16 protein-coding genes are annotated in these 20,738 nt (G+C 62.6%); 5 read left to right on the forward strand and 11 right to left on the reverse strand.

Features of this window, described 5'->3' with window-relative positions; genetic code table 11:
• Nucleotides 1-51 precede the first annotated feature (51 nt).
• From queD to codA, 4 genes are all read left to right on the forward strand, one after another.
• On the forward strand, nucleotides 52-408 hold the full coding sequence (gene queD / locus B0E42_RS13575) for a 6-carboxytetrahydropterin synthase QueD (RefSeq protein ID WP_003203918.1): 357 nt from the start codon (nucleotides 52-54) through the stop codon (nucleotides 406-408).
• Nucleotides 409-627: 219 nt separating this feature from the next.
• Nucleotides 628-1,458, forward strand: coding sequence for an alpha/beta fold hydrolase (locus tag B0E42_RS13580; protein WP_077506625.1), 831 nt, complete (start codon nucleotides 628-630; stop codon nucleotides 1,456-1,458).
• A 276-nt stretch (nucleotides 1,459-1,734) separates the two neighbouring features.
• A complete protein-coding gene (gene codB, locus B0E42_RS13585; protein WP_077506626.1) occupies nucleotides 1,735-3,006 on the forward strand; it encodes a cytosine permease in 1,272 nt (423 codons plus the stop codon).
• Nucleotides 3,007-3,018: 12 nt separating this feature from the next.
• Nucleotides 3,019-4,266 (forward strand): cytosine deaminase, encoded by a 1,248-nt coding sequence (gene codA / locus B0E42_RS13590; RefSeq protein WP_077506627.1) that lies wholly within the window; start codon nucleotides 3,019-3,021, stop codon nucleotides 4,264-4,266.
• 196 nt (nucleotides 4,267-4,462) lie between these two features.
• On the opposite strand, the gene B0E42_RS13595 is transcribed toward codA, so the two are convergent.
• On the reverse strand, nucleotides 4,463-5,455 hold the full coding sequence (locus tag B0E42_RS13595; protein WP_077506628.1) for a diaminopimelate epimerase: 993 nt from the start codon (nucleotides 5,453-5,455) through the stop codon (nucleotides 4,463-4,465).
• Between the two features lie 169 nt (nucleotides 5,456-5,624).
• Here B0E42_RS13595 and B0E42_RS13600 point away from each other — a divergent pair, with 169 nt between their 5' ends.
• Nucleotides 5,625-6,776 carry an MFS transporter gene (locus B0E42_RS13600; RefSeq protein WP_018602881.1) on the forward strand — a complete coding sequence of 384 codons (1,152 nt, stop codon included), beginning with the start codon at nucleotides 5,625-5,627 and terminating at the stop codon, nucleotides 6,774-6,776.
• Nucleotides 6,777-6,908: 132 nt separating this feature from the next.
• On the opposite strand, the gene B0E42_RS13605 is transcribed toward B0E42_RS13600, so the two are convergent.
• The 10 genes from B0E42_RS13605 to B0E42_RS13650 all read right to left on the reverse strand — a co-directional run bounded on the left by B0E42_RS13605 (nucleotide 6,909) and on the right by B0E42_RS13650 (nucleotide 20,737).
• Nucleotides 6,909-9,347, reverse strand: a complete 2,439-nt coding sequence (locus tag B0E42_RS13605; RefSeq protein ID WP_077506629.1) for a TonB-dependent receptor — start codon at nucleotides 9,345-9,347, stop codon at nucleotides 6,909-6,911.
• 97 nt (nucleotides 9,348-9,444) lie between these two features.
• Nucleotides 9,445-10,428 (reverse strand): FecR family protein, encoded by a 984-nt coding sequence (locus B0E42_RS13610; RefSeq protein ID WP_077506630.1) that lies wholly within the window; start codon nucleotides 10,426-10,428, stop codon nucleotides 9,445-9,447.
• Nucleotides 10,429-10,465: 37 nt separating this feature from the next.
• Nucleotides 10,466-10,966 carry a sigma-70 family RNA polymerase sigma factor gene (locus B0E42_RS13615; protein WP_018602875.1) on the reverse strand — a complete coding sequence of 167 codons (501 nt, stop codon included), beginning with the start codon at nucleotides 10,964-10,966 and terminating at the stop codon, nucleotides 10,466-10,468.
• Between the two features lie 207 nt (nucleotides 10,967-11,173).
• Nucleotides 11,174-11,614 (reverse strand): carboxymuconolactone decarboxylase family protein, encoded by a 441-nt coding sequence (locus tag B0E42_RS13620; protein ID WP_003203930.1) that lies wholly within the window; start codon nucleotides 11,612-11,614, stop codon nucleotides 11,174-11,176.
• Nucleotides 11,615-11,865: 251 nt separating this feature from the next.
• Complete coding sequence (locus B0E42_RS13625; protein WP_018602871.1) at nucleotides 11,866-13,308, reverse strand: mechanosensitive ion channel family protein; 1,443 nt, start codon at nucleotides 13,306-13,308, stop codon at nucleotides 11,866-11,868.
• Between the two features lie 194 nt (nucleotides 13,309-13,502).
• Nucleotides 13,503-14,369 carry a pirin family protein gene (locus tag B0E42_RS13630; RefSeq protein WP_018602869.1) on the reverse strand — a complete coding sequence of 289 codons (867 nt, stop codon included), beginning with the start codon at nucleotides 14,367-14,369 and terminating at the stop codon, nucleotides 13,503-13,505.
• Between the two features lie 229 nt (nucleotides 14,370-14,598).
• On the reverse strand, nucleotides 14,599-15,252 hold the full coding sequence (locus tag B0E42_RS13635; protein ID WP_018602867.1) for a response regulator transcription factor: 654 nt from the start codon (nucleotides 15,250-15,252) through the stop codon (nucleotides 14,599-14,601).
• 75 nt (nucleotides 15,253-15,327) lie between these two features.
• The gene (locus B0E42_RS13640; protein ID WP_053180703.1) at nucleotides 15,328-15,762 is read right to left on the reverse strand and encodes a response regulator; all 435 of its coding nucleotides are present in this window, start codon (nucleotides 15,760-15,762) and stop codon (nucleotides 15,328-15,330) included.
• A gap of 127 nt (nucleotides 15,763-15,889) precedes the next feature.
• Nucleotides 15,890-19,090, reverse strand: a complete 3,201-nt coding sequence (locus B0E42_RS13645) for a transporter substrate-binding domain-containing protein (protein WP_077506631.1) — start codon at nucleotides 19,088-19,090, stop codon at nucleotides 15,890-15,892.
• A gap of 312 nt (nucleotides 19,091-19,402) precedes the next feature.
• The gene (locus B0E42_RS13650) at nucleotides 19,403-20,737 is read right to left on the reverse strand and encodes a lysine N(6)-hydroxylase/L-ornithine N(5)-oxygenase family protein (protein ID WP_053180708.1); all 1,335 of its coding nucleotides are present in this window, start codon (nucleotides 20,735-20,737) and stop codon (nucleotides 19,403-19,405) included.
• Nucleotide 20,738 lies beyond the last annotated feature (1 nt).

The following is a 20,738-nucleotide window of genomic DNA, read 5'->3' on the forward strand; positions in this document are numbered from 1 at the left end:
TGATAAACTGCGCCGCCTGCCTCGCGACCGCTATCTAAAGAGCCCGAACCTGTGGAAATTTTCAAAGAGTTTACCTTCGAATCCGCCCACCGCCTGCCCCACGTGCCAGACGGCCACAAGTGCGGCCGCCTTCACGGCCACTCGTTCAAGGTGGCGATCCACCTGAGCGGCGATATCGATCCGCACACCGGCTGGATTCGCGACTTCTCGGAGATCAAGGCGATCTTCAAGCCGCTCTACGAGCGCCTGGACCACAACTACCTCAACGACATTCCTGGCCTGGAAAACCCCACCAGCGAAGTGTTGGCCAAGTGGATCTGGAATGAATTGAAGCCGTTGCTGCCGGAACTCAGCGCCATCCGCATCCACGAGACCTGCACCAGCGGTTGCATCTACCACGGCGAGTAAAACCTGTGGGATCCGCCTGTAGGGTCCCACCTGTGGGGTTTGCCTGTGGGAGCAAAGCTTGCTCGCGATGAAGTTGACACAGTCTCTCTGGAACCGAGGCGCCTGCATCGCGGGCAAGCCTTGCTCCCACAAAATCTAGCACCACCATTGGGGTTACCCTACCCCGTCAGCATTGGCCTATGCTTGGTCCCCTGAGCCATTTTCAGGGGAGTATCGAGCATGACCCACTGGCCGCTGGATCAAACATACGACTTCAACGGACACTCCATCCGCTACGCCATCCACGGCGATGGCCCGCCGCTGGTGTTTGTCCATGGCACACCCTTCTCTTCCTACGTGTGGCACCGCATCGCCCCGCTGTTCTTCGCCACCCACACAGTGCATTACTTCGACCTGCTGGGGTATGGCCAGTCCGCGCAACCCGATGCCGATGTGTCCCTGGGCGTGCAAAACCAGCTACTCGCGCAACTGCTGGAGCATTGGCGCCTGGACTGCCCGGACGTGGTGGCCCATGACTTTGGCGGCGCCACGGCCCTGCGCACGCACCTGCTCAATGGCAAGGACTACCGCAGCCTGACCCTGATCGACCCCGTGGCGCTGTCGCCCTGGGGTTCATCCTTTGTGCAGCATGTACGCCAGCATGAAGCCGCCTTCAGCGGCCTGCCCGACTACATCCAGCGAGCCATCGTGCCAACCTATATCCGCGGCGCGATCAAACGGGACATCCCGGACGCCGAACTGGCGCCCTACGTGCAGCCGTGGCTTGGCGAACCGGGCCAGGCGGCGTTCTACCGGCAGATTGCGCAGATGGACGAGCGTTACACCCGCGAGGTCCAGGACCTTTATCCAAACGTGCGCTGCCCGACGCAGATTCTCTGGGGCGAGGATGACCAGTGGATCCCCATCGAGCGCGGGCGGGCCCTGCATAAGCTGATCCCGGGGGCGCAATTTCACCCCGTTCCGAACGCCGGGCACCTGGTCCAGGAAGATGCGCCGGAAGCCGTCGTCGCGGCGGTGTTGCGGTTCCTGGCATTGCCTCCCTCCACCTGAAGAAACCGCATCCCCCTGTGGGAGCGGGCTTGCTCGCGAAGGCGGTGTATCAGTTATGAATACATTGGCTGACACTCCGCCTTCGCGAGCAAGCCCGCTCCCACAAGGAAACCGCATAGGGCAGTGAGAACTGTGTTCCAACTTGAACCACCGCCGCACCGCTTTCGATCCCTGCGCCCACCCAATCCCCAGGATTGTCTATAAATAACCTCGCGATCACTCGCTTGGCACGGCCGCTGCACGCTTGCGACATCCCTCATCCGCAAGGACCGCCACATGACTCAGAACGACCCGGGCAATGACTATCCCTTGAGCGAAGTCCCGATGCACGCTCGCAAAGGCCTGGCCTCCACGGCCATGGTGCTGCTGGGTTTCACCTTTTTCACCGCCACGATGTTTGCCGGCGGCAAGCTGGGGGTGGCGTTCGGTTTTGCCGAGATGCTCACGGTCATCATCATCGGGAATATGCTGCTGGGCCTGTATGCCGCTGGCTTGGGTTACATCGCCTTCAAGAGCGGGCTCAATTCGGTGCTCATGGGCCGTTTCTGTTTCGGCGAGGTGGGCAGCAAGCTCAGTGACTTGATCCTCGGGTTCACCCAGATCGGCTGGTACGCCTGGGGCACGGCGACGGCCGCGGTGGTGCTGGGCAAATATTTCGAATTGAGCGAAGGCACCGTGCTGGGGTTGATGGTGCTGTTCGGCCTGGGATTCTGCGCCACGGCCTACATCGGCTATCGCGGCTTGGAAATCCTCTCCTACATCGCCGTGCCGGCGATGATGCTGCTGCTGATGTTGTCGATGTGGGTCGCGACGGTGAAGGTCGGCGGTCTCGATGGCTTGCTGGCGATCGTGCCGACGGGCAGCCTCGACTGGTCCACCGCCATCACGCTGGTGTTCGGCACCTTCGTCAGCGGCGCGACACAGGCGACCAACTGGACGCGGTTCTCCCGCTCGGCGAAGGTCGCGGTGCTGGCGAGCCTGATCGGCTTCTTCCTCGGCAACGGCCTGATGGTGCTGATCGGCGCCTACGGAGCCATCGTCTATCAACAACCGGACGTGGTCGAAGTGTTGTTGCTGCAGGGCTTCGCCATGGCGGCGATGGCCATGTTGCTGCTCAACATCTGGAGCACCCAGGACAACACCATCTACAATTTCGCCGTGGCCGGTTGCAACCTGCTGCGCACCCGCCGGCGCAAAACCGTGACCCTGGGCGGCGCGGTGATCGGCACGCTGCTGGCGCTGCTGGGCATGTACGATCTGCTGGTGCCGTACCTGATCCTGCTGGGCACGGTGATCCCACCCATTGGCGGGGTGATCATGGCCGATTTCTTCTTCCGCTGGCGTGGTCGTTACCCGCGCCTGGCCGAGGCGCAACTGCCGGCGTTCAACTGGCCCGGGCTGTTGGCCTATGGGGTTGGCACCGTCGCGGCGTTCAATTCACCATGGGTCGCGCCACTGGTAGGAATCGCTGCCGGCGCGCTAACGTATGTGCTATTGATCGGCGTAATGGGTGCTCGCACCGCTGACGCGCCCCTACAAGACCTCTAAAGGATTCGCCCGATGCACATCATCAACGCCCGCCTGCGCAACCGCGAAGGCTTGCATGAACTGCACCTGGAAAACGGCCTGATCACCAACATCGCCCGCCAGACCGAAGCCCCCAGCCTCGGCCCGGAAGACCTCGATGCCGGCGGTAACCTGGTGGTCCCACCCTTCGTCGAACCGCACATCCACCTGGACGCCACCCTCACCGCCGGCGAACCGCGCTGGAACATGAGCGGCACGCTGTTCGAAGGCATCGAGTGCTGGGGCGAACGCAAGGCCACCATCACCGAAGAAGACACCAAGACCCGCGCCAAGAAAACCATCCAGACCCTCGCCGCCCATGGCATCCAGCATGTGCGCACCCACGTCGACGTGACCGACCCCGAGCTCACGGCGCTCAAGGCGCTGCTGCAAGTGCGCGAGGAAAGCCGTCACCTGATCGACATGCAAATCGTCGCGTTTCCCCAAGAAGGCATCGAGTCCTACCGCAACGGCCGCGAGCTGATGGAAGAAGCCATCCGCATGGGCGCCGACGTGGTGGGCGGCATTCCCCACTTCGAGTACACCCGCGACCAGGGCGTCAGCTCGGTGAAGTTCCTCATGGACCTGGCCGAGCGCACCGGCTGCCTGGTGGATGTGCATTGCGACGAAACCGATGACCCGCACTCACGGTTCCTCGAAGTGCTCGCCGAAGAAGCCCGCAGCCGCGACATGGGCGCGCGCGTCACGGCCAGCCACACCACGGCCATGGGCTCCTACGACAACGCCTACTGCGCCAAGCTGTTTCGCCTGCTCGGGCACTCGGGCATCAGCTTTGTCTCTTGCCCCACCGAAAGCATTCACCTGCAAGGGCGCTTCGATAACTTCCCCAAACGCCGCGGCGTCACCCGGGTCAATGAACTGCTCGAGGCCGGGATGAACGTGTGCTTCGGCCAGGACTCCATCGTCGACCCGTGGTACCCGCTGGGCAACGGCAATATCCTGCGGGTCCTCGAAGCCGGGCTGCATATCTGCCACATGCTCGGCTACCGCAACCTGCAAAGCGCCCTGGACCTGGTCACCGACAACAGCGCCAAGGCCATGGCCCTGGGCGAGCGCTACGGCCTGGAACCCGGGCGCCCGGCGAACCTGCTGATCCTGTCGGCGGACAGTGACTACGAAGTGATCCGCAGCCAGGGCTTGCCGCTCTACTCGATTCGCAACGGCGAAGTGCTGATGAAACGGCAGATGCCGGTGGTGGAGTTTGCGCAGCAGCCAGGCTGATTTCCACAACCCCTTGCTCGCGATGGCGGCGGGTCAGTTGCATTGATGTTGGATGTGCTACCGCCTTCGCGAGCAAGCCCGCTCCCACAAGGGGATCCTCAGTGGACATGAATGTTGTGTCCAACACCGATCCACTGTGGGAGCGGGCTTGCTCGCGAAGACGGCATCGGCCACACCGCAAAACTTCCAGAAAGCTCTAGGGCACAGACCGCGCCGTCCCAAACAACCTGACCCGCAGCAACTCACCCGCCTCCTCTTCCAGCAAAATCGGCGCAGTCCCCCCCGGCATCACCACACTCACCGCCCCCGCCTTCACCCAACCTACCCGCCACGCAGCACTGGCCACCGCGCTGGCGCTGGTGCCCGAGGACGCGGTGGGCCCCTCGCCCCGCTCAAACACCCGCGCCGCGATTCGCCCTTCGGCTTCCAGACTGGCCCATTGCAGATTCACCCCCCTCGGGCACGGAATACCGGCCCCAACGGGCGTCGCATAAGCGATGCGAGTCAAGCTTTGCGACAGCGCCGTAGCACGCATCTGCGAATTGCTCGGCAACCCTTCGGCACCGGCCACCAGCGTCACGCAATGAGGATTGCCAATGTTCACGAACTGGCTGTTGCCCCATGCCGGGTTCAACCGTTCAAGCGCCGCTACACGGCTAACGTCGCACTGGTTGAACAGCACGCTCTCGACCTCCTGGGCGCCAACAACCTGGGGCCCGAACAGCGGTTTGCCCAAGTCCAGCCAAAAACCTTGGCTCCCTTCAAGTTCAGCGGCGCGAACCGAGGTTTGCAGCGGTGACAAGCCGTCGGGTCTATCGTGATGGACCTGCAGCACGCAATCACCCGCGCCCGGCATCAAGCCCTGCGCTTGCAACGCCTGGGAGAAAATCGTCAGGCCATTGCCGCTGCGCTCGGCCAGTGTCCCGTCGGTGTTGACGATCAACAGATCAAAGGGCGGTTCGCTCTGGAACGGGCCGATCAACAGACCGTCACTGCGATGGGCCTTGGCGTCCGGTGCTGCTTCGCCCGGCGCCCAACTGCAGAAAGCAAGCACGGCAGCCGAGGCCCAGGACTCGCGCCGCTGTGCAGCCAGGGCGGCTGACGGCGGCAAATCAATGCCGTAGTCACGCACCTGTTTCGGCGAAACGACGCCATAGATATTGCCGCGTGCATCATAAAACTGCGTCATGGACCAGACCCGAAATCAGCCAGCTAGGGCCGGTACTTTATGCTGGCGAAGGCTGAGGGAGCAAAGCCCACGCTTTAGCCAGCACCTTGGGGTCGCGGTGCGGTCAGTGGATATGCAAGCATAGGCCCCTACCCGCCGCACCGCACCGCACGACAGCCAAGGACGTTTCATGACTGCCATTACGCCCCCGCCCACCTTTATCCCCGGACGCCTGGAACAGATGTCCACCCGCATCGCCTACCTCATCGCCGGCATCGGCATCGCCGCCTGGGCGCCGCTGGTGCCGTATGCCAAGGCGCGGGCGAACCTGGATGAAGGCACCCTCGGCTTGCTGCTGTTATGCCTTGGCGTCGGGTCGATCCTGGCGATGCCGATTTCCGGTGCGCTGGCGGCGCGGTTCGGCTGCCGACGGGTGCTCAGCGGCGGCACGATTCTGATCTGCCTGGCGTTGCCGTTGCTGGCGACAATGACCTCCCTGCCCTGGCTGGTGGCCGCCTTGTTCCTGTTTGGCGCCGGGCTCGGCACCGTGGACTCGACCGTGAATCTGCAAGCGGTGATCGTCGAGCGGGCCAGTGGCAAGACCATGATGTCGGGTTTCCACGGCATGTTCAGTCTCGGCGGGATCATTGGCGCGGCGGGTGTGAGCGCCCTGCTTGGCCTGGGGCTTTCGCCGCTGGGGGCGACGCTGGTGGTCAATGGGGTGCTGCTGGTGGCGTTGTTCAAGGCTGCGCCGCACCTGCTGCCCTACGGCAGTGAAAGCTCGGGACCGGCGTTCGCCATTCCCCACGGCGTGGTGCTGTTTATCGGCATCCTGTGTTTCATCGTGTTCCTGGCCGAGGGCGCGGTGCTGGACTGGAGCGCGGTGTTCCTGACCACCGAGCGCGCGGTGGATACCGCCTATGCCGGGCTGGGTTATGCCGCCTTCGCGCTGACCATGACCGTCGGCCGGCTGACCGGCGATTCAGTGGTGCATCGCCTGGGGGCCAAACGCGTGATCATCTATGGCGGATCGATCGCGGCAGCCGGGTTCCTGTTGGCAACCCTCGCACCGATGTGGCAAGCCGCACTACTGGGTTATGCGTTGGTAGGCGCCGGGTGTTCGAACATCGTGCCGGTGCTGTACACCGCCGTCGGCAAACAGACCCTGATGCCGGAAGCGATCGCCGTACCGGCCATCACCACCATCGGCTATGCCGGCATCCTTGCCGGCCCGGCGCTGATCGGCTTCGTCGCCCATGGCAGCAGCTTGAGCATTGCCTTTGGGCTGATTGCGCTATCGCTGGTGGCGGTGGCGGCCAGTGGGAAGGTGTTGAAGGTCTGAGTTCTCTACAGACCTTGTGGGAGCAAGGCTTGCCCGCGATGAAGATGACGCGGTCCTTTTTGAGACCGAGGCGTCTGCATCGCGAGCAAGCTTTGCTCCCACAGCGTAAAGCTCACTCAACCCTTGACCCGATCAGAACCCCACACTCGCCTGCACAAAGAACGTGCGCGGTGCGCCGACATAAATGCCTGAGTTGTTGTCGCTCGAGCGGGTGTAGTACTGATGATCGAACAGGTTCTTCACCCCGGCACCGACTTTCAGGTTCGACAGCTGCGCACCGAAGTCATAGCCGGCGCGCACGTTCCAGAGCACGTAGCCCGGCATGTCGCCGTACTGCCCATCGGCGGTGCCATCGGTGATGTAGTCGCCGCTGAAGCTGCCATCGGCGTTCACGCTGTTGCCCGGTGAGCGCTGCTTGGACTGGGCGAAGGCGTCGAGGTTGTAGGTCCAGCGGTTGACGTCATAACGCAGTCCCACGTTGGCCACCTGGCGGGAATAGAACGGCAGGTCACGGCCCTTGAAGCTCGGGATCTGGCCTTCGTAAGTCGCCCGGGTGTAGGTGAAACCGGCGTTGGCGGTGAGGCCTTCGAGGCGTGGGTCGAGCGCGGCCATGTCGTAATGCACCGAAGCCTCCAGCCCCTGATGCTTGGTCGCGCCCATGTTGGTCCAGCCCACGTCATTGCTGATGTACTGCAACTCGTCGTCGAAGTCGATGTAGAACAGCGTCACTTCCCCGCCCCACACGTCATCGTTGTAGCGCGTGCCGATCTCATAGGTCCTGGCCTTTTCCGGGCTCAGGCCGTTGGCGGTGTTGTTACCGTCGCCGCCCTGGCCGAGCTGGAAATACTGCAGGCTACCGAACGAGGTCTCGTAGTTGGCGAACAACTTCCAGGCATCGGACAGGTGATACATCACGCTCAGGGCCGGCAGCGGTTCGTTGCTGTCGATGCTGCGGCGTTTTTCCTGCACCGGGCGGCCGGCGGTATCGAGCACCGGGCGGTCGTGCCAGTCGGTGCTGATGCTTTCGAAGCGGATACCCGGGGTGATGGTCCACTGGCCGACATCGATCTTGTCATCGATATACACCGCGTGGGCTTCAGTGCCACCGGTGCGATCCTGGTAGACGTGACCGTCGGAACCCGGACGCACCACCGGCTCGTTATTACGCAACGCCAGGCGGCTGGCCTCTTCGTGCATGCCTTCCTTGAGGTAGCGATAACCGACGCTGGCCTCCTGCGTGGTGGCGCCCAGGTCGAACACGTGAGACACCCGAGGCTCGATGCCGAAGGTGTAATAGGTGCGCGGGTAGGACACCAGGTTGCGCTGGTCCCGGGAAGCGATGGTGCTGCCACGGTAGCTGTCGGAGTAATAAGTCAGCACCTCGGCTTGGGTGCGCTCGTTGATTTCACGGATCCACTTGAACGACACGTCCTTGCGCCGGCCGCTGAAGTTGTCCCAGTCGCGGTCGGACTGGTAAGGGTCCGCGTCATATTGGGCCTGGGTCAGGCCACCGGGCATGTCGGCCTTGGCGTCGTAGTAGTGGAAATTCAGCGAGAAGTCATCGACATCGGTCGGCGCCCAATGGGTCTTGAGAATCACGTCGTCGATGTCGTTGCCCTGGTTGCTCCGGCGATACCCGTCGCCGTTGACACCCGAATACAGCAGCGCCACGCCCAGGCCGTTGTCGGCGGTGCCGCCAAGGAACGCCGTGTCGATGTGCTTCCAACCGCCGCGCTGGGAAGTTTCCAGGGTGGTGCCGATTTCACCGGTGGCTTTTTCCGGGATCGCGCGGGTCACGAAGTTGATCACCCCGCCGACGTTCTGCGGCCCATAGCGTACGGACCCGGCACCGCGCACCACGTCGATGCTGTCCAGGTTGCCCGAGGAAATCGGTGCCATGGACAGTTGCGGCTGGCCGTAGGGCGCGAACGCTGCCGGCACGCCGTCGATCAACACCGTGGAGCGTGGCGACAAGCGCGAGGTGAGGCCGCGCACGCCGACGTTCAGGGAAATGTCGCTGCCGCCGGTGCCGTTGGCCTCTTGCACTTGCACACCTGGCACGCGCCGCAGCACGTCGCCGACGTTCATCGCGCCTTGCTCCACCATGGCTTCGCGACGGATCACCGTACGCGCGCCGGGGTGGTTCTGCACCACCTCGGCGTTGGCATCGCCGAGCCAGTCGCCAACCACCTGGATTTCAGTGGCGCCCAGCTCCAGCGGGCCAGCGTTGGAGGCCGAGGGCGCCGGCAACACGGTCGCTGAACCGTCATCGATCTGGTATTGCAGGCCGCTGCCCTGCAGCAATTGGCGCAAGGCCGCTTCCGGGGACAGGTTGCCGTCCACCGCTGGCGCTTGCTTGCCGGCCACCAGCTCGGGGCTGAAGAACACCTGCAACGCGGTCTGCTGGCCGAGCTGGCTCAAGGCTTGGCCCAACGGCTGCGCCTGGATGTGAATAGCGGTGGCGGCTTGGTCGGCGAACGCCTGGGGCAGTGCGGCGCTGAGCGCCAGGGTCAGCGCCAGTGGCAGCCAGCGTGCCGGGGTCCGGTTGTTGTTTTTGGCGAGGGTTTTCACGTCGAACCTTGTCCTGTTGATCGCAAGAATACGCGTCTGTTAATGCAAACCAGTTGCAGTTGGACAAGAAGACGATGAGCTCGGAAAAAACCTGAATTTATTTCGCAATTATTTCCTGGCTGCCGTCATCCAGGCTGCGCACGGCCACCGGCAGGATGTTCGGCAGCGCCTTGAGCAGTGCCTCGGGATCGTCGGCGCGGAACACGCTGGTCAGGCGCAGGTTGCCCACCGCCGCGCTGCCGACCCGCAGGGGATGGGCGCGATAGCGGGAGACTTCTTCAGCCACTTCCTTGAGCGGTGCGTTGTCGAACACCAGTTTGCCGCTGCGCCAGGCGGTGAGCGCCTCGGCGTTGACCGCGTAAGGTGTGGCAACTTTGCCCTGGGCATCGATCTGGGTGCCGAGGCCCACCGTCAGGCTGACGAATTGAGCCAAGGGCGCGGCGCGGCCCTGGACCTTGACGCTGCCCTGCTCCACCACCACCCGGGTCTGGTCGGCATCGCGACGCACGTCGAAGCGCGTCCCGGTCACCGTCACCTGGCCGTTGCCCGCATCGACGGTGAATGGCCGGCCGGCATCATGCTCGACCGTGAACAAGGCCTCGCCTTCGGCCAGTTCCACCCGGCGTTGATGGTGTGCGAACTCAATACGCAGGCGGCTGCGGCTGTTGAGGTCGATCACCGAGCCGTCCGGCAAGGCGATATGCCGACGCTCACCGAGGGCGGTGGCGTATTCGCCGCGGTAGTCGGTGGAAGAACTCAAACCGCTGAACAGCCCCAATCCCAGTGCCACCGCGAACAGCCCCGCGGCGACGGTATAGCGCAACAGCGGTCGGTGCTTGGGACGTTCGGCTGGCGGTTCGCACAGCGCTTGCAGGCGTTCCTTGGGCAACAGGTCGGTGGCGCTCCAGATGCCCTGCAGCAATTGGACTTCGTCGCGGTGATTGGGATGTTCGTCCAGCCAGGCTTCGAAACGCCGGCGCTCCTCGATACTCATGGCGTGCGCTTGCAAACGCACGAACCATTGCGCCGCCGCGTCGCGAACCTTGTCCTGCCCGCACGGGCATTCACGGCTATCCATCATGGAAGGTCCTGTGGTTCAGGTGAAAGAAGGCGACGGATCATTGGCCAGGCCCGTCCAAACGATCGCGCAGATGCCGCAGGGTGCGGATCATATACTTTTCCACCATGTTCTTTGACAGGCCCAGGCGCTCGGCGATTTCCGCCTGGGTCAGGCCTTCGATCTTCTGCCAGACGAACACCGTGCGGCAGTTGGCCGGCAGCTCGGCAAGCGCCTGCTCGATGGCGTCCGCCAGTTGGATCGCGTGCATGAAGTGCTCCGGGTCGCCCGAAAACGACTGACCAGGGTCGATGACAGCCTCTTCCATGGCCCCCCGTCGATCTTCGCGCCGATAGCCATCCACTGCAATGTTGCGCGCCGTCTGGTGCAGGTAGGCCCGCGGCTGCTCGACCGCGCTCGAATCGGACTCAAGCACTCGCACGAAAGTGTCGTGGGCCAGGTCCTCGGCCTGCTGGCGATTGCGCAGGCGACGGGTCCAGGTGCCGATCAATTCTTCGTAATGCTCGAAAAAGCCGGGTCTGCGGGGCAGCTTTGGGGTCATCACGGCGCGCTGTGGGAACGAGGCGCGAATAGTAATGCTTCCTATTAATGTGAAGCAAACCGATTAAATCCGTGTGGGAGCAAAGCTTGCTCGCGATGGCGGTGTGTCAGTCAATGGGGCATGGACTATTGGACCGCTATCGCGAGCAAGCTTTGCTCCCACAGGTGTGCTCCCACAGGCTCACCCCCACAGGTATTTTTCTGCTGACTACGCTTCAGGCATCTTGCGAAAGCCCACTGCCAAGCGGTTCCAGCCGTTGATGGCGTTGATCGCCACGGTCAGGTCGACCATTTCCTTGGGGCTGAAATGCTCGCTCAGCAAGGCATAGTCGGCGTCCGGCGCGTGGGTGTCGCTCAGGCGGGTCAGGGCTTCGGTCCAGGCCAGTGCCGCGCGCTCACGACCGGTGAAGAACGGTGCCTCGCGCCAAGCGGTCACGGCGTACAGCCGACGTTCGGTCTCGCCGTCCTTGCGGGCATCGGCGGTGTGCATGTCGATGCAGAAAGCGCAGCCATTGATTTGCGAGGAGCGCAGCTTGACCAGCTCCAGCAGGGACTTCTCCAGGCCCAGCTTCGAGACGGCGGTTTCCAGGGCCAGCATGGCTTTGAAAGCGTCAGGGGAAGCGGTGTAGAAATCGATACGCGGTTGCATGGTGAACTCCAGAACAATTGGGTGTAGCGCTACGTTAGCCGTGCAGTGACGCGGTACAAATAGCCAATTGTTGGGAAGTTCGGGTGGCCAATGGCAGACCGATGCTAATCCTTTGGGAAGAACACGAATCTATCGTGGCGAGGGAATTGTGGGAGCAAGGCTTGCCCGCGATGGGTGCGATGCAGTCCTTCAGAGATCGAGGCGCCTGTTTCGCGAGCAAGCTTTGCTCCCACACAGCGAGGGAGCGCGGTTCAAGCCCGGCTGCGCAACCATTGCAAAAAGCGTTTCTTGGCGATGGGCTTGGGGGCTTCGCGGGTCAGGTTCTGGGCCAGGTGCATACGTACGTCCAGCAGGTTTTTCATCGCGTCGTTGATGTCGCGACGGGCCTCGAGGCATGGCTTGAGGTAGCTGTTCTCGATGCGGTACAGGGTGCAGAAAGTCTTGGCGGAAAAATTCGCCAGCGCCGCCTGCTCGGCGACGATCCCGGCTTCGCCGATCACCTCCCCCGGCCCCATGCGCCCGCCCTCGAGTGGCTGGCCGTTGCGCATGAGGGTCACGCTGACCACCCCGGACTCGATGATGAACAGATGATCGCTGACCTCCCCGGCCGCCAGGATCACGTCACCCGCACGGAAGGTCTGCAGGGTCATGTTCTGGCTGAAGGTGTCTTTCTCGTCCTGGCGCAGGGTAGAGAAAATGTTCGAGCTTTCCAGCAACGCCCGGGGCCGCGACACCGCCTGGGGAGCCGCGCTTTCACTGGTGGACAACAGGCTCACGCCCGACGCCTGCAAATGCCGGAACGCCAGGTCGAACAGCTGGTTGCGCACCGTGCGTTTCTGGGCCATGGAGGCAACGAACCCGCTGATCTCGTACTCCGCGCCGCCACTGCCGCTGCTTTTGAGCGTCACGCAGGGGGCCGGGCTGGCGAGCAAGGAACGACAGCCGATCATCGCCCGCTCCAACGCGTCGATCACGGTTTGTGGCCGCGCATGAGGGCTGACCTGGATGCTGATGGACAGACCATGGACGTCGCTGGGTCGACTGAAGTTGATGACCTTGGCCTTCGCCGCCAACGAGTTGGGAATCACCGCCATGCTGCCCTGGGCGGTCTGCAAGCGCGTGGCCCGCCAATCGATGTCAGTGACCCGGCCTTCGGTGCCGTCGATGGAAATCCAGTCATCGAGCTGATAAGGCTTGGTGGTGTTGAGCACGATCCCGGAGAACACGTCGCTGAGGGTGCTCTGCAAGGCCAGGCCGACGATGATCGCCATCGCGCCGGACGTCGCCAGCACGCCTTTGACCGGCAAATCCAGTACGTAGGCCATTGCGGCGATGACGGCGATCAGGAAAATCACCGCGCCGAGCAAATCCTGCAGCAACCGCCCGGTATGGCCGACCCGTTGCATCATCGCCGCGCCGATCAGCACCGTCAGGGTTCGCGCGGCAAACAGCCACCAGGTGATCTGCAAACCGGTAGCCGCCAGGTGCCGCGGCACATCGTCAACCCACTGCGCCGGGACCATGGGGTTGAGACCCTCGTTGAACAGCAGCACGCTGAACAACGAAAAAATCACCAGCCTTGCGCCGACTTTCCAATAGATCCGAGCCGCACTGACCAAATGCCACATCAACAGGTCGAGCACCAGCAGCGCCAGGGCACAGAGCAGCGGGTGCTCGGAGATCAGAGACAGCATCGGGACAGCTCCAGGAAGGCGATTGGCGAAGATTGGCACAGATTGACCAGGCTGTAGAGATCCCCGCAAAACTCCTGTGGGAGCGGGCTTGCTCGCGAAGGCGGAGTGTCAGTGAAGTAAATGTCTGCTGACACAACGCCTTCGCGAGCAAGCCCGCTCCCACATTTGGATCGGAGTGGCTGTTGTTTTCGCGTTCAATCGTCCATCCGGCCAAAACGCCCCGAGTGGAAATCGTTGAAGGCCTGGTGGATTTCCTGCTCGCTGTTCATCACGAACGGACCATGACCGACGATGGGTTCGTCGATCGGCTCGCCACTGAGCAGCAGCACCACGGCATCGTTATTGGCTTGCAGGCTCAATTGGTCGCCAGCCCGGTCGAACAGGGCCATTTGCCCGGCCTCGACCCGTTCGCGGCCATTGGCCTGGACCGAGCCTCGCAGCACCACCAATGCGGTGTTGTGGCCTTCGTGCAGGTCAAGGATGAGGTTTTTCCCGGCATTCAAGCGGATGTCCCAGACGTCGATGGGCGTGAAGGTCCTGGCGGGGCCTTGCTGCCCTTCGAAGCGCCCGGCAATCAGGCGCAGGCTGCCGGCGTTATCCTTCAAGGCGATGTTCGGAATGTCGCCCTTGAGGATCGTCTGGTAGCCGGCCGGGGCCATCTTGTCCTTGGCGGGCAGGTTGACCCACAACTGGACCATCTCCATGAACCCGCCCTGCCGGGCGAAGGCTTCGGAGTGGAACTCTTCGTGGATGATGCCGGAAGCAGCGGTCATCCATTGCACGTCGCCGGGACCGATCTTGCCGCCGCTGCCGGTGGAGTCACGGTGCTCCAGTTCGCCCTGGTAGACGATGGTCACGGTTTCGAAACCGCGATGCGGGTGCTGGCCGACGCCACGACGTTCGGTGGTGGGCGTAAATTCAGTCGGGGCGGCGTGGTCCAGCAGCAGGAACGGGCTGACGTGCTTGCCCAGGTTGTCATAGGAAAACAGCGTGCGAACCTGGAAGCCATCGCCGACCCAATGGGGCCGTGGACTGGTGTAGAGGCCGATGATGTTTTTCATGCTGTGTCTCCAAAAATCAGGTGCTGCGATTTAATGGAGACAGCTTAGAACCGACACCTTTGCAGCACTAGACTGCAAAAATCGGCTTTAGCGTTCTATCTGGAGAACAGCGATCAAAAAACTGTGGGAGCGAGCCTGCTCGCGATAGCGGTACATCTGCCGATGATGGATTGACTGTCAGGCCGCTATCGCGAGCAGGCTCGCTCCCACATTATTTGGTGTAACTCATTCAAATATGATTGCGCTTGGCAAATTCCGACAGCCCCACCAAGGATTGCAGGCCAAGCTTTTCCAGCAGCCGAGTCTTGTAGGTGCTGACGGTTTTTGGACTCAGGAACAGGCTTTCGGCGATGTCCTTGCCGCGCATGCCCATGGCCAGCATGCGCAGGATGGACAACTCGCGGGTGGAGAGGCTTTCCAGCGCCTGTTGTTCGCTGCGCTGCTGAAAATCCAGCCTGACGGACATCTGCGGAAAATAGGCATAACCGGACTTCAAGGCCTGGATGGCCTTGGTCAGCTCCTTGAGGTCGCTTTTCTTGGTCACAAAGCCCCGCGCACCGGCCGAGATGCAGCGGTTGCAGAAATGCTGCGCATCCTGGGCCGTGAACACCAGCACGCTGCACTCAGGGAACTGGGCCATGATCCAGACCAGCAGGTCCAGGCCATCGAAACCGTTCATCACCAGGTCCAGGATCACCAGGTCTGGCGCACACTCCTTGATGAGGGCCCTGGCATCGGCCACACCGCTGGCGTCCCGGATATGGGTGAATGCCTCATTCTGGCAAATAAGCCGCAGCGCCCCTCGTATGACAGGGTGGTCATCCACGATCAACACGTCTTTCAAGGCAATTCCCCAGGTCATTACAAACGGCACCGGCGCCATGACTGCACCGGACTCTTGCACAAGCCCCAAGCCCTGCCACCTGTCAGATCCGACAGTGCAGACCAGCGGTCTTCCTCAGCGTCCATGGCCCTGCCTGAGAGGGTGGAGCCACGGTTGCAGCGACTCACTGGCATGAGGGTCGACCCGCTCCATCAGGCGTCGCAGGGAGGCAAGGTCAGGCAGTGGCGCCTGGCTCAGGTGCAGGCTCGATCGACGCGCAACGGGCACCGACGACCGACTGGCCGGTGGCGCGTTGTAAATCATTCCGTGACGAACCTGTGGGTTATAGATAACAAAATCGTGCAAGTCCAACGCCCCGCTTGCCAGCCCGGCATTGACGACAATCAGGTCGAAGGGCTCGCTGCCGTACTCCACCAGCGTCAGCAACTCTTGCACATGGCTCACGGGGACAATCCGGAAATAGCCCTGTTGATTGAACAGGCGCTCCAGCACGATTCGATGAGCGTGGTGTGGGTCGGCAATCAGGATACGGAGTGCTTTGTTCGGCATGGCAAGCTTTCCAATAGCAACGCGCCAGGTAGAAACCGGCTCAGAACATTAAGGGCCGTCAGGCTAGAGGAAGCGTTTGAAAGACGATGTAGGACTATTCCTAAAATGAAGCCAGACGAAGCCCTTGTTAGGTCTTCAGTTGCTCCGCCAGGTGCTCGATGGCTTGGCGAATATCTTCCACGGTTTGGGCGAGCAGCAACGTGTCGCCGCCCCGACAAGCGCTTTCCAGCGCCTCGCAGGCGGCGATCAGGCGTTGCGCCTGGACGATCCGCGCCCCGCCCTTGATCCGGTGCGCCAGGTCCGCCAGGCCCGGCAAGTCGTGTCGGCCGGACAGGTGCAACAGTCGCGCTAGATCGTCGGCATTGCTGCTGACCAGTTCCTCCAGCAGCGCCCTGATGGCGGTCGTGTCGCCGCCGGTCAGTTGTTCCAGGCTGGTCAAATCAAAGCCATCGCTGGGCTGAGGCGCCGCCGCGTGCGGCGTGACCGAAGCCAGGCACGCATTGAGCTCCCGAAGGCCAATGGGTTTGAACAGGCAATCGTCCATCCCGGCCTCGGCGCAGCGGTCCTTTTCCTCAGGCTGGGCGTTGGCCGTGAAGCCCAGGATCACCCCGGGCGACAGGTTTTGCGCACGCTCTTCGTCGCGAATGGCCCGTGCGAGTTCGTAGCCGCTCATCAAGGGCATGTTGCAGTCGGTGATGACCACATCGAAGTATTCGCTGCGCCAGGCCTGCAGACCCTCGACACCGTTCTGCGCCTCCTGGACACGATGGCCCAGGTAGCCCAGTTGCTGGGACAGCAGCAAGCGGTTGGCCGGGTAGTCGTCGACCACCAGGATACTCAACGCCCGGTCCGGCACCGGCGCCTCGGCCTCGACAGGCGGCGCGGTCGGCAAAGCGTCGAGCAGGGGCAGGTCCAGCAGGATCTCGACCTGCGTGCCCGCCCCCACCACGCTGCGCAACGTCAGGGTGCCGCCCATCATTTCGCACAAGGTGCGGCTGATGACCAGCCCCAGCCCGGAACCGCTGCGCGCCGACTGGGTCGTGTGGCTGGCCTGGGTAAAGGGGCTGAACAGGCGACGCTGGTCCTCAGGCGAAATACCGCAGCCGGTGTCCTCGACGCGCAGGCAAACGCCCAGGCGTCCGTGTTCAACGTCCAGCTCGCCGCGCACACTCAGGCGCACCTCACCCTGTTCGGTGAATTTGATGGCGTTGCTCAACAGGTTCGAGACGATCTGCTTGAAGCGCAACGGGTCGATCAACACGTCACGGTTGACCCCGGCATCCAATACCCGTTGCAGGCGCAGGTGTTTCTGCCGGGCCAGGCCCTCGAAAATCCGCGCCACCGACTCGGTCAATTCGTGCAGATTGGCCCGCTGCGGCGCCAGCGACAACTTGCCCGACTCGATGCGGGCGATGTCGAGGATGTCGCCGATCAAGTCCAGCATGCCATGGGCGGCCCCCGACGCGACCTCGATGGCGAAGCGGTCCACGATGCCTTGGTCGGCTTTTTTCAGGGCCAGTTCCAGCAGGCCGATCACCGCATTCATCGGCGTACGGATCTCATGGCTCATGGTCGCCACGAAAGTGGTCTTGGCCCGATTGGCGTCGTCGGCGCTTTCCTTGGCGACGCGCAATTGCTCCAGCAGGCGCCGCAAGTAAATGACCCAGCCCAAGGTCACCAGCAACAGCAGCGCAGCGACGGTGAACCCTTGCAGAATCGTGGTGCGGTTGCGCAGCCAATAACTGTCGTCGATCACCACCTCGCTGCGCCAGCGGTTGGTCAGCTCGTCCATCTCTTCGGGAGAAATGCTCAACAGCGCCTTGTCGAGAATCGAGTAAAGCTCCAATGCGCCCCGGTTCGTCGCCAACGCAACGCGCGCGGGCAAGGTGCCGACGGTACTGGTGACCTGCAACGTGTCGCGGTACTGGCGGGAGATCATGTAGCGGGCGCTGATCAGCGGATTGATCGCAGCGTCCGCCGTGCCGGCGGCGACCATGGCCATGGCGTCGGCGGTGGTTTGTGCCGTCACCAACTGCACGCGGGGGAATTGCTCCAGCAGGAACTCGCGCAACACGTTGCCGCGCACCAGCGCCAGGCGCTTGCCGGCCATCTGGTCCAGGGTTAGCGGGCCCTTGGCCCGAGCGGGCACCACCAGCACGAACGGGTTCGTCAGGTACGGTCGGGTAAAGCGCAACTCGTCTTCAAGTTCGGTGCTGGGTATGGCGGTCGCCAGGACATCGGCCTTGCCGCTCTTGATCTGCCCGATCAAATCGTCAACCGAACCGCCACGCTGCACATCGAATTTCAAACCGGTGCGCAAACTGATCCTCGCCAGCACATCGGCGCCGATGCCGCGCAAATGGCCTTGTTCATCGAAGAACGTCAGCGGCAGGAAGTTTTCGTTGGCGGCGACTTTGATCCGTGGGTGGGCATCCAGCCAGCGCTGCTCCTTGACGCTGAAATGCAGCGCCTGCTGACCCGGCATGCTCGCGCCGCCGGCACTCCAGCGCCTCAGGATGCTCATGTGTTCGCTGGCGGGAATGGCTTGCAGCGCGGCATTGACGATGCGCAACAGCCGCGCGTTATCGCGGCTGACCGCAAAGGCGAACGGCTGCACTTCCATGCGCGAGAAATCGGCCAGTTGAATATTGTTCAGGTAATTCTTGCTGATCAGGTAGTTGGAACTGATCGAATCCCCCAGATAAACGTCGGCCTGACCAAATGCCACGGCGCCGATGGCGCTCAAGGTCGAGGGGAACAGCTGCAAGGAGGCTTCGGGATAAAACGCCTCGACCGTCTCCGGCGGCAAGTAGTGATACAGCATCGCCACGCGCTTGCCCGCCAGGTCGGTGGGCAAATCCTGGCTGTCGTCGATGCGGGCCACGAGGGTGGGCAGGTCATCGGCATAGGCCTGGGACATCGCCAGGTCCGGATCGGCGGCTTCGAAGCCGTTGGCGGTGCCGAGCATATCGATCTCGCCGCCGCGCAGGGCCTGGAGCGATTCGGCACGGGACGGATAGCGCTGGACCTGCACCTGGACGTGCAAGAGTTGCCCGAGCAATTGTGCGTAGTCGGCGGTCAGGCCTTCATAGTCGCGACCATTGCCGGTGATGCTGAACGGCGCGTAGTCCGGCGCCGAGGCGCCCAGCTGCAACGTGCCCTTTTGGCGCAGCCAGGTCCAGTCGGCATCGTCCAGGGACACCGAATAATCGCTCACATTGGAGCGCCCGAGCACCTGCAGCGCCTCGGGCGCCGCGCCCACCGGTGGCGCCACACTCAATGAGCCCAACAACAGCGCCACCAGGCCTGTGCGTAGAAGCAGCATCATCTGATCAGGGTGTTTCGTTTGGCGTAGTCGGCCCGGCGCACCGTCGACTGCACGTTCAGTCAGGGTGGACCGGCTGAGGGGTTCAGACTGCCAATACGAGGGAACAGCGAACCAAGCCTTTCAAACAGCAGGAGGCTGTGAAATGAGTGTAGGAAATTTCTGAAGAATTTCCTGATTGGCTTGCGGTTGTTTTGTAGGAGCTGTCGAGCGAAGCGAGGCTGCGATTTTTTGATCTTTTGATCTTTCACTTGGGACTCAAGTGTTTGGGGAAAGATCGCAGCCTCGCTTCGCTCGACAGCTCCTACACAGCTCCTACACAGCGGCCAACCGCAAATCAGGCACCGGACGCGCCTGCCCGCGATGGTTCCCGTGTTCATACAGCGAGCCGGCGATTTCATCGGCGCGCACCGGCAGGATCGACAGCAGGGTGTCGCTCAGGCCATGGCTGGCCTGGCAAAAGCCCTGCATGTAGATCGCCGCCTTGCAGCGCTCGTCGGTGATCAGCTTGTAGTTGCGATCCACCTCGAAATCCCCCAGGTATTGCGCCAGGGGTTCCAGCAAGGTGCGGTGCATCTGCCGCTCATAACCGGTGGCCAGCACCACGGCGTCATAACGGCGCACGGTCAGCTCTCCCGTGGCGTTGTTGCGCACTGCCAACTCCACGCCGGCGTCGCTGGCCGTGGCTTTCTCCACCGTCGTGAGGGTGCGGAACGCATGACGGGCGACGCCAGAGACTTTCTGGCGATAGAAAATCCCGTAGATGCGTTCGATCAGGTCGATGTCCACCACCGAATAGTTGGTGTTGTGGTATTCGTTGACCAGGCGCTCGCGCTCGCTGTGGGGTTGCTGGAACACCAGGTCGGTGAATTCCGGCGAGAACACTTCGTTGACGAACGGGCTGTCATCCGCCGGCTTGAGGGCCGAGCCGCGCAGGATCATGTCGACCTGTACCGAAGGGAAGCTGTCGTTGAGGTCGATGAAGGCCTCCGCCGCGCTCTGCCCACCGCCGATGATGGCGATGTTCATCGGTTGGCCCTTCACACATGGTTGGCCGGCCATGCGTTCCAGGTACTGGGAATGGTGGAATACCCGCGCGTCATCCTTGAACGCCTTGAACGCCTCGGGGATGCGCGCCGTACCGCCAGCACTGACCACCAGCGCACGGGTGGTGCGGACGAACTCTTCGCCCTGGGCATCACGGGAAATCACCCGCAGCGCTTCGACCTGCTGGTTGTGCAGCACCGGCTCGATGCGCAGCACTTCTTCACCGTAGCGACTCTGTTCGGCGAACTGTGCGGCCACCCAGCGCAGGTAGTCGTTGTACTCCATGCGGCACGGGTAGAAGGTGCCGAGGTTGATGAAATCCACCAGGCGACCGTGGTGCTTGAGGTAATTGACGAACGAATACGGGCTGGTGGGGTTGCGCAGGGTCACCAGGTCCTTGAGGAAGGAAATCTGCAATTCGCTCTGGGTCACCAGGGTGTTGCCGTGCCAGCGGTAGTCGGCCTGCTTGTCGAGGAACAGCACGTCCAGTTCACCCTGGACCGGCCCCCGCTCCTGCAGCGCGATGGCCAACGCCAGGTTCGAAGGGCCGAAGCCAATGCCGATCAAGTCGTGAACGATGGGCGATGCAATTGCCTGTGTCATG

This window comes from Pseudomonas sp. A25(2017) (genome assembly GCF_002001065.1).
GTDB classification, from domain to species: domain Bacteria; phylum Pseudomonadota; class Gammaproteobacteria; order Pseudomonadales; family Pseudomonadaceae; genus Aquipseudomonas; species Aquipseudomonas kilonensis.

What these genes read in the sequence shown, in the direction of transcription:
- B0E42_RS13595 (WP_077506628.1), bottom strand. Translation starts at nt 5,455, where the DNA reads ATGACGCAGTTTTATGATGCACGCGGCAATATCTATGGCGTCGTTTCG.
- B0E42_RS13640 (WP_053180703.1), bottom strand. Translation starts at nt 15,762, where the DNA reads ATGCCGAACAAAGCACTCCGTATCCTGATTGCCGACCCACACCACGCT.
- codB (WP_077506626.1), top strand. Translation starts at nt 1,735, where the DNA reads ATGACTCAGAACGACCCGGGCAATGACTATCCCTTGAGCGAAGTCCCG.
- B0E42_RS13600 (WP_018602881.1), top strand. Translation starts at nt 5,625, where the DNA reads ATGACTGCCATTACGCCCCCGCCCACCTTTATCCCCGGACGCCTGGAA.
- codA (WP_077506627.1), top strand. Translation starts at nt 3,019, where the DNA reads ATGCACATCATCAACGCCCGCCTGCGCAACCGCGAAGGCTTGCATGAA.
- B0E42_RS13645 (WP_077506631.1), bottom strand. Translation starts at nt 19,090, where the DNA reads ATGATGCTGCTTCTACGCACAGGCCTGGTGGCGCTGTTGTTGGGCTCA.
- B0E42_RS13620 (WP_003203930.1), bottom strand. Translation starts at nt 11,614, where the DNA reads ATGCAACCGCGTATCGATTTCTACACCGCTTCCCCTGACGCTTTCAAA.
- B0E42_RS13625 (WP_018602871.1), bottom strand. Translation starts at nt 13,308, where the DNA reads ATGCTGTCTCTGATCTCCGAGCACCCGCTGCTCTGTGCCCTGGCGCTG.
- B0E42_RS13630 (WP_018602869.1), bottom strand. Translation starts at nt 14,369, where the DNA reads ATGAAAAACATCATCGGCCTCTACACCAGTCCACGGCCCCATTGGGTC.
- B0E42_RS13615 (WP_018602875.1), bottom strand. Translation starts at nt 10,966, where the DNA reads ATGACCCCAAAGCTGCCCCGCAGACCCGGCTTTTTCGAGCATTACGAA.
- B0E42_RS13610 (WP_077506630.1), bottom strand. Translation starts at nt 10,428, where the DNA reads ATGATGGATAGCCGTGAATGCCCGTGCGGGCAGGACAAGGTTCGCGAC.
- B0E42_RS13650 (WP_053180708.1), bottom strand. Translation starts at nt 20,737, where the DNA reads ATGACACAGGCAATTGCATCGCCCATCGTTCACGACTTGATCGGCATT.
- B0E42_RS13635 (WP_018602867.1), bottom strand. Translation starts at nt 15,252, where the DNA reads ATGGCGCCGGTGCCGTTTGTAATGACCTGGGGAATTGCCTTGAAAGAC.
- B0E42_RS13580 (WP_077506625.1), top strand. Translation starts at nt 628, where the DNA reads ATGACCCACTGGCCGCTGGATCAAACATACGACTTCAACGGACACTCC.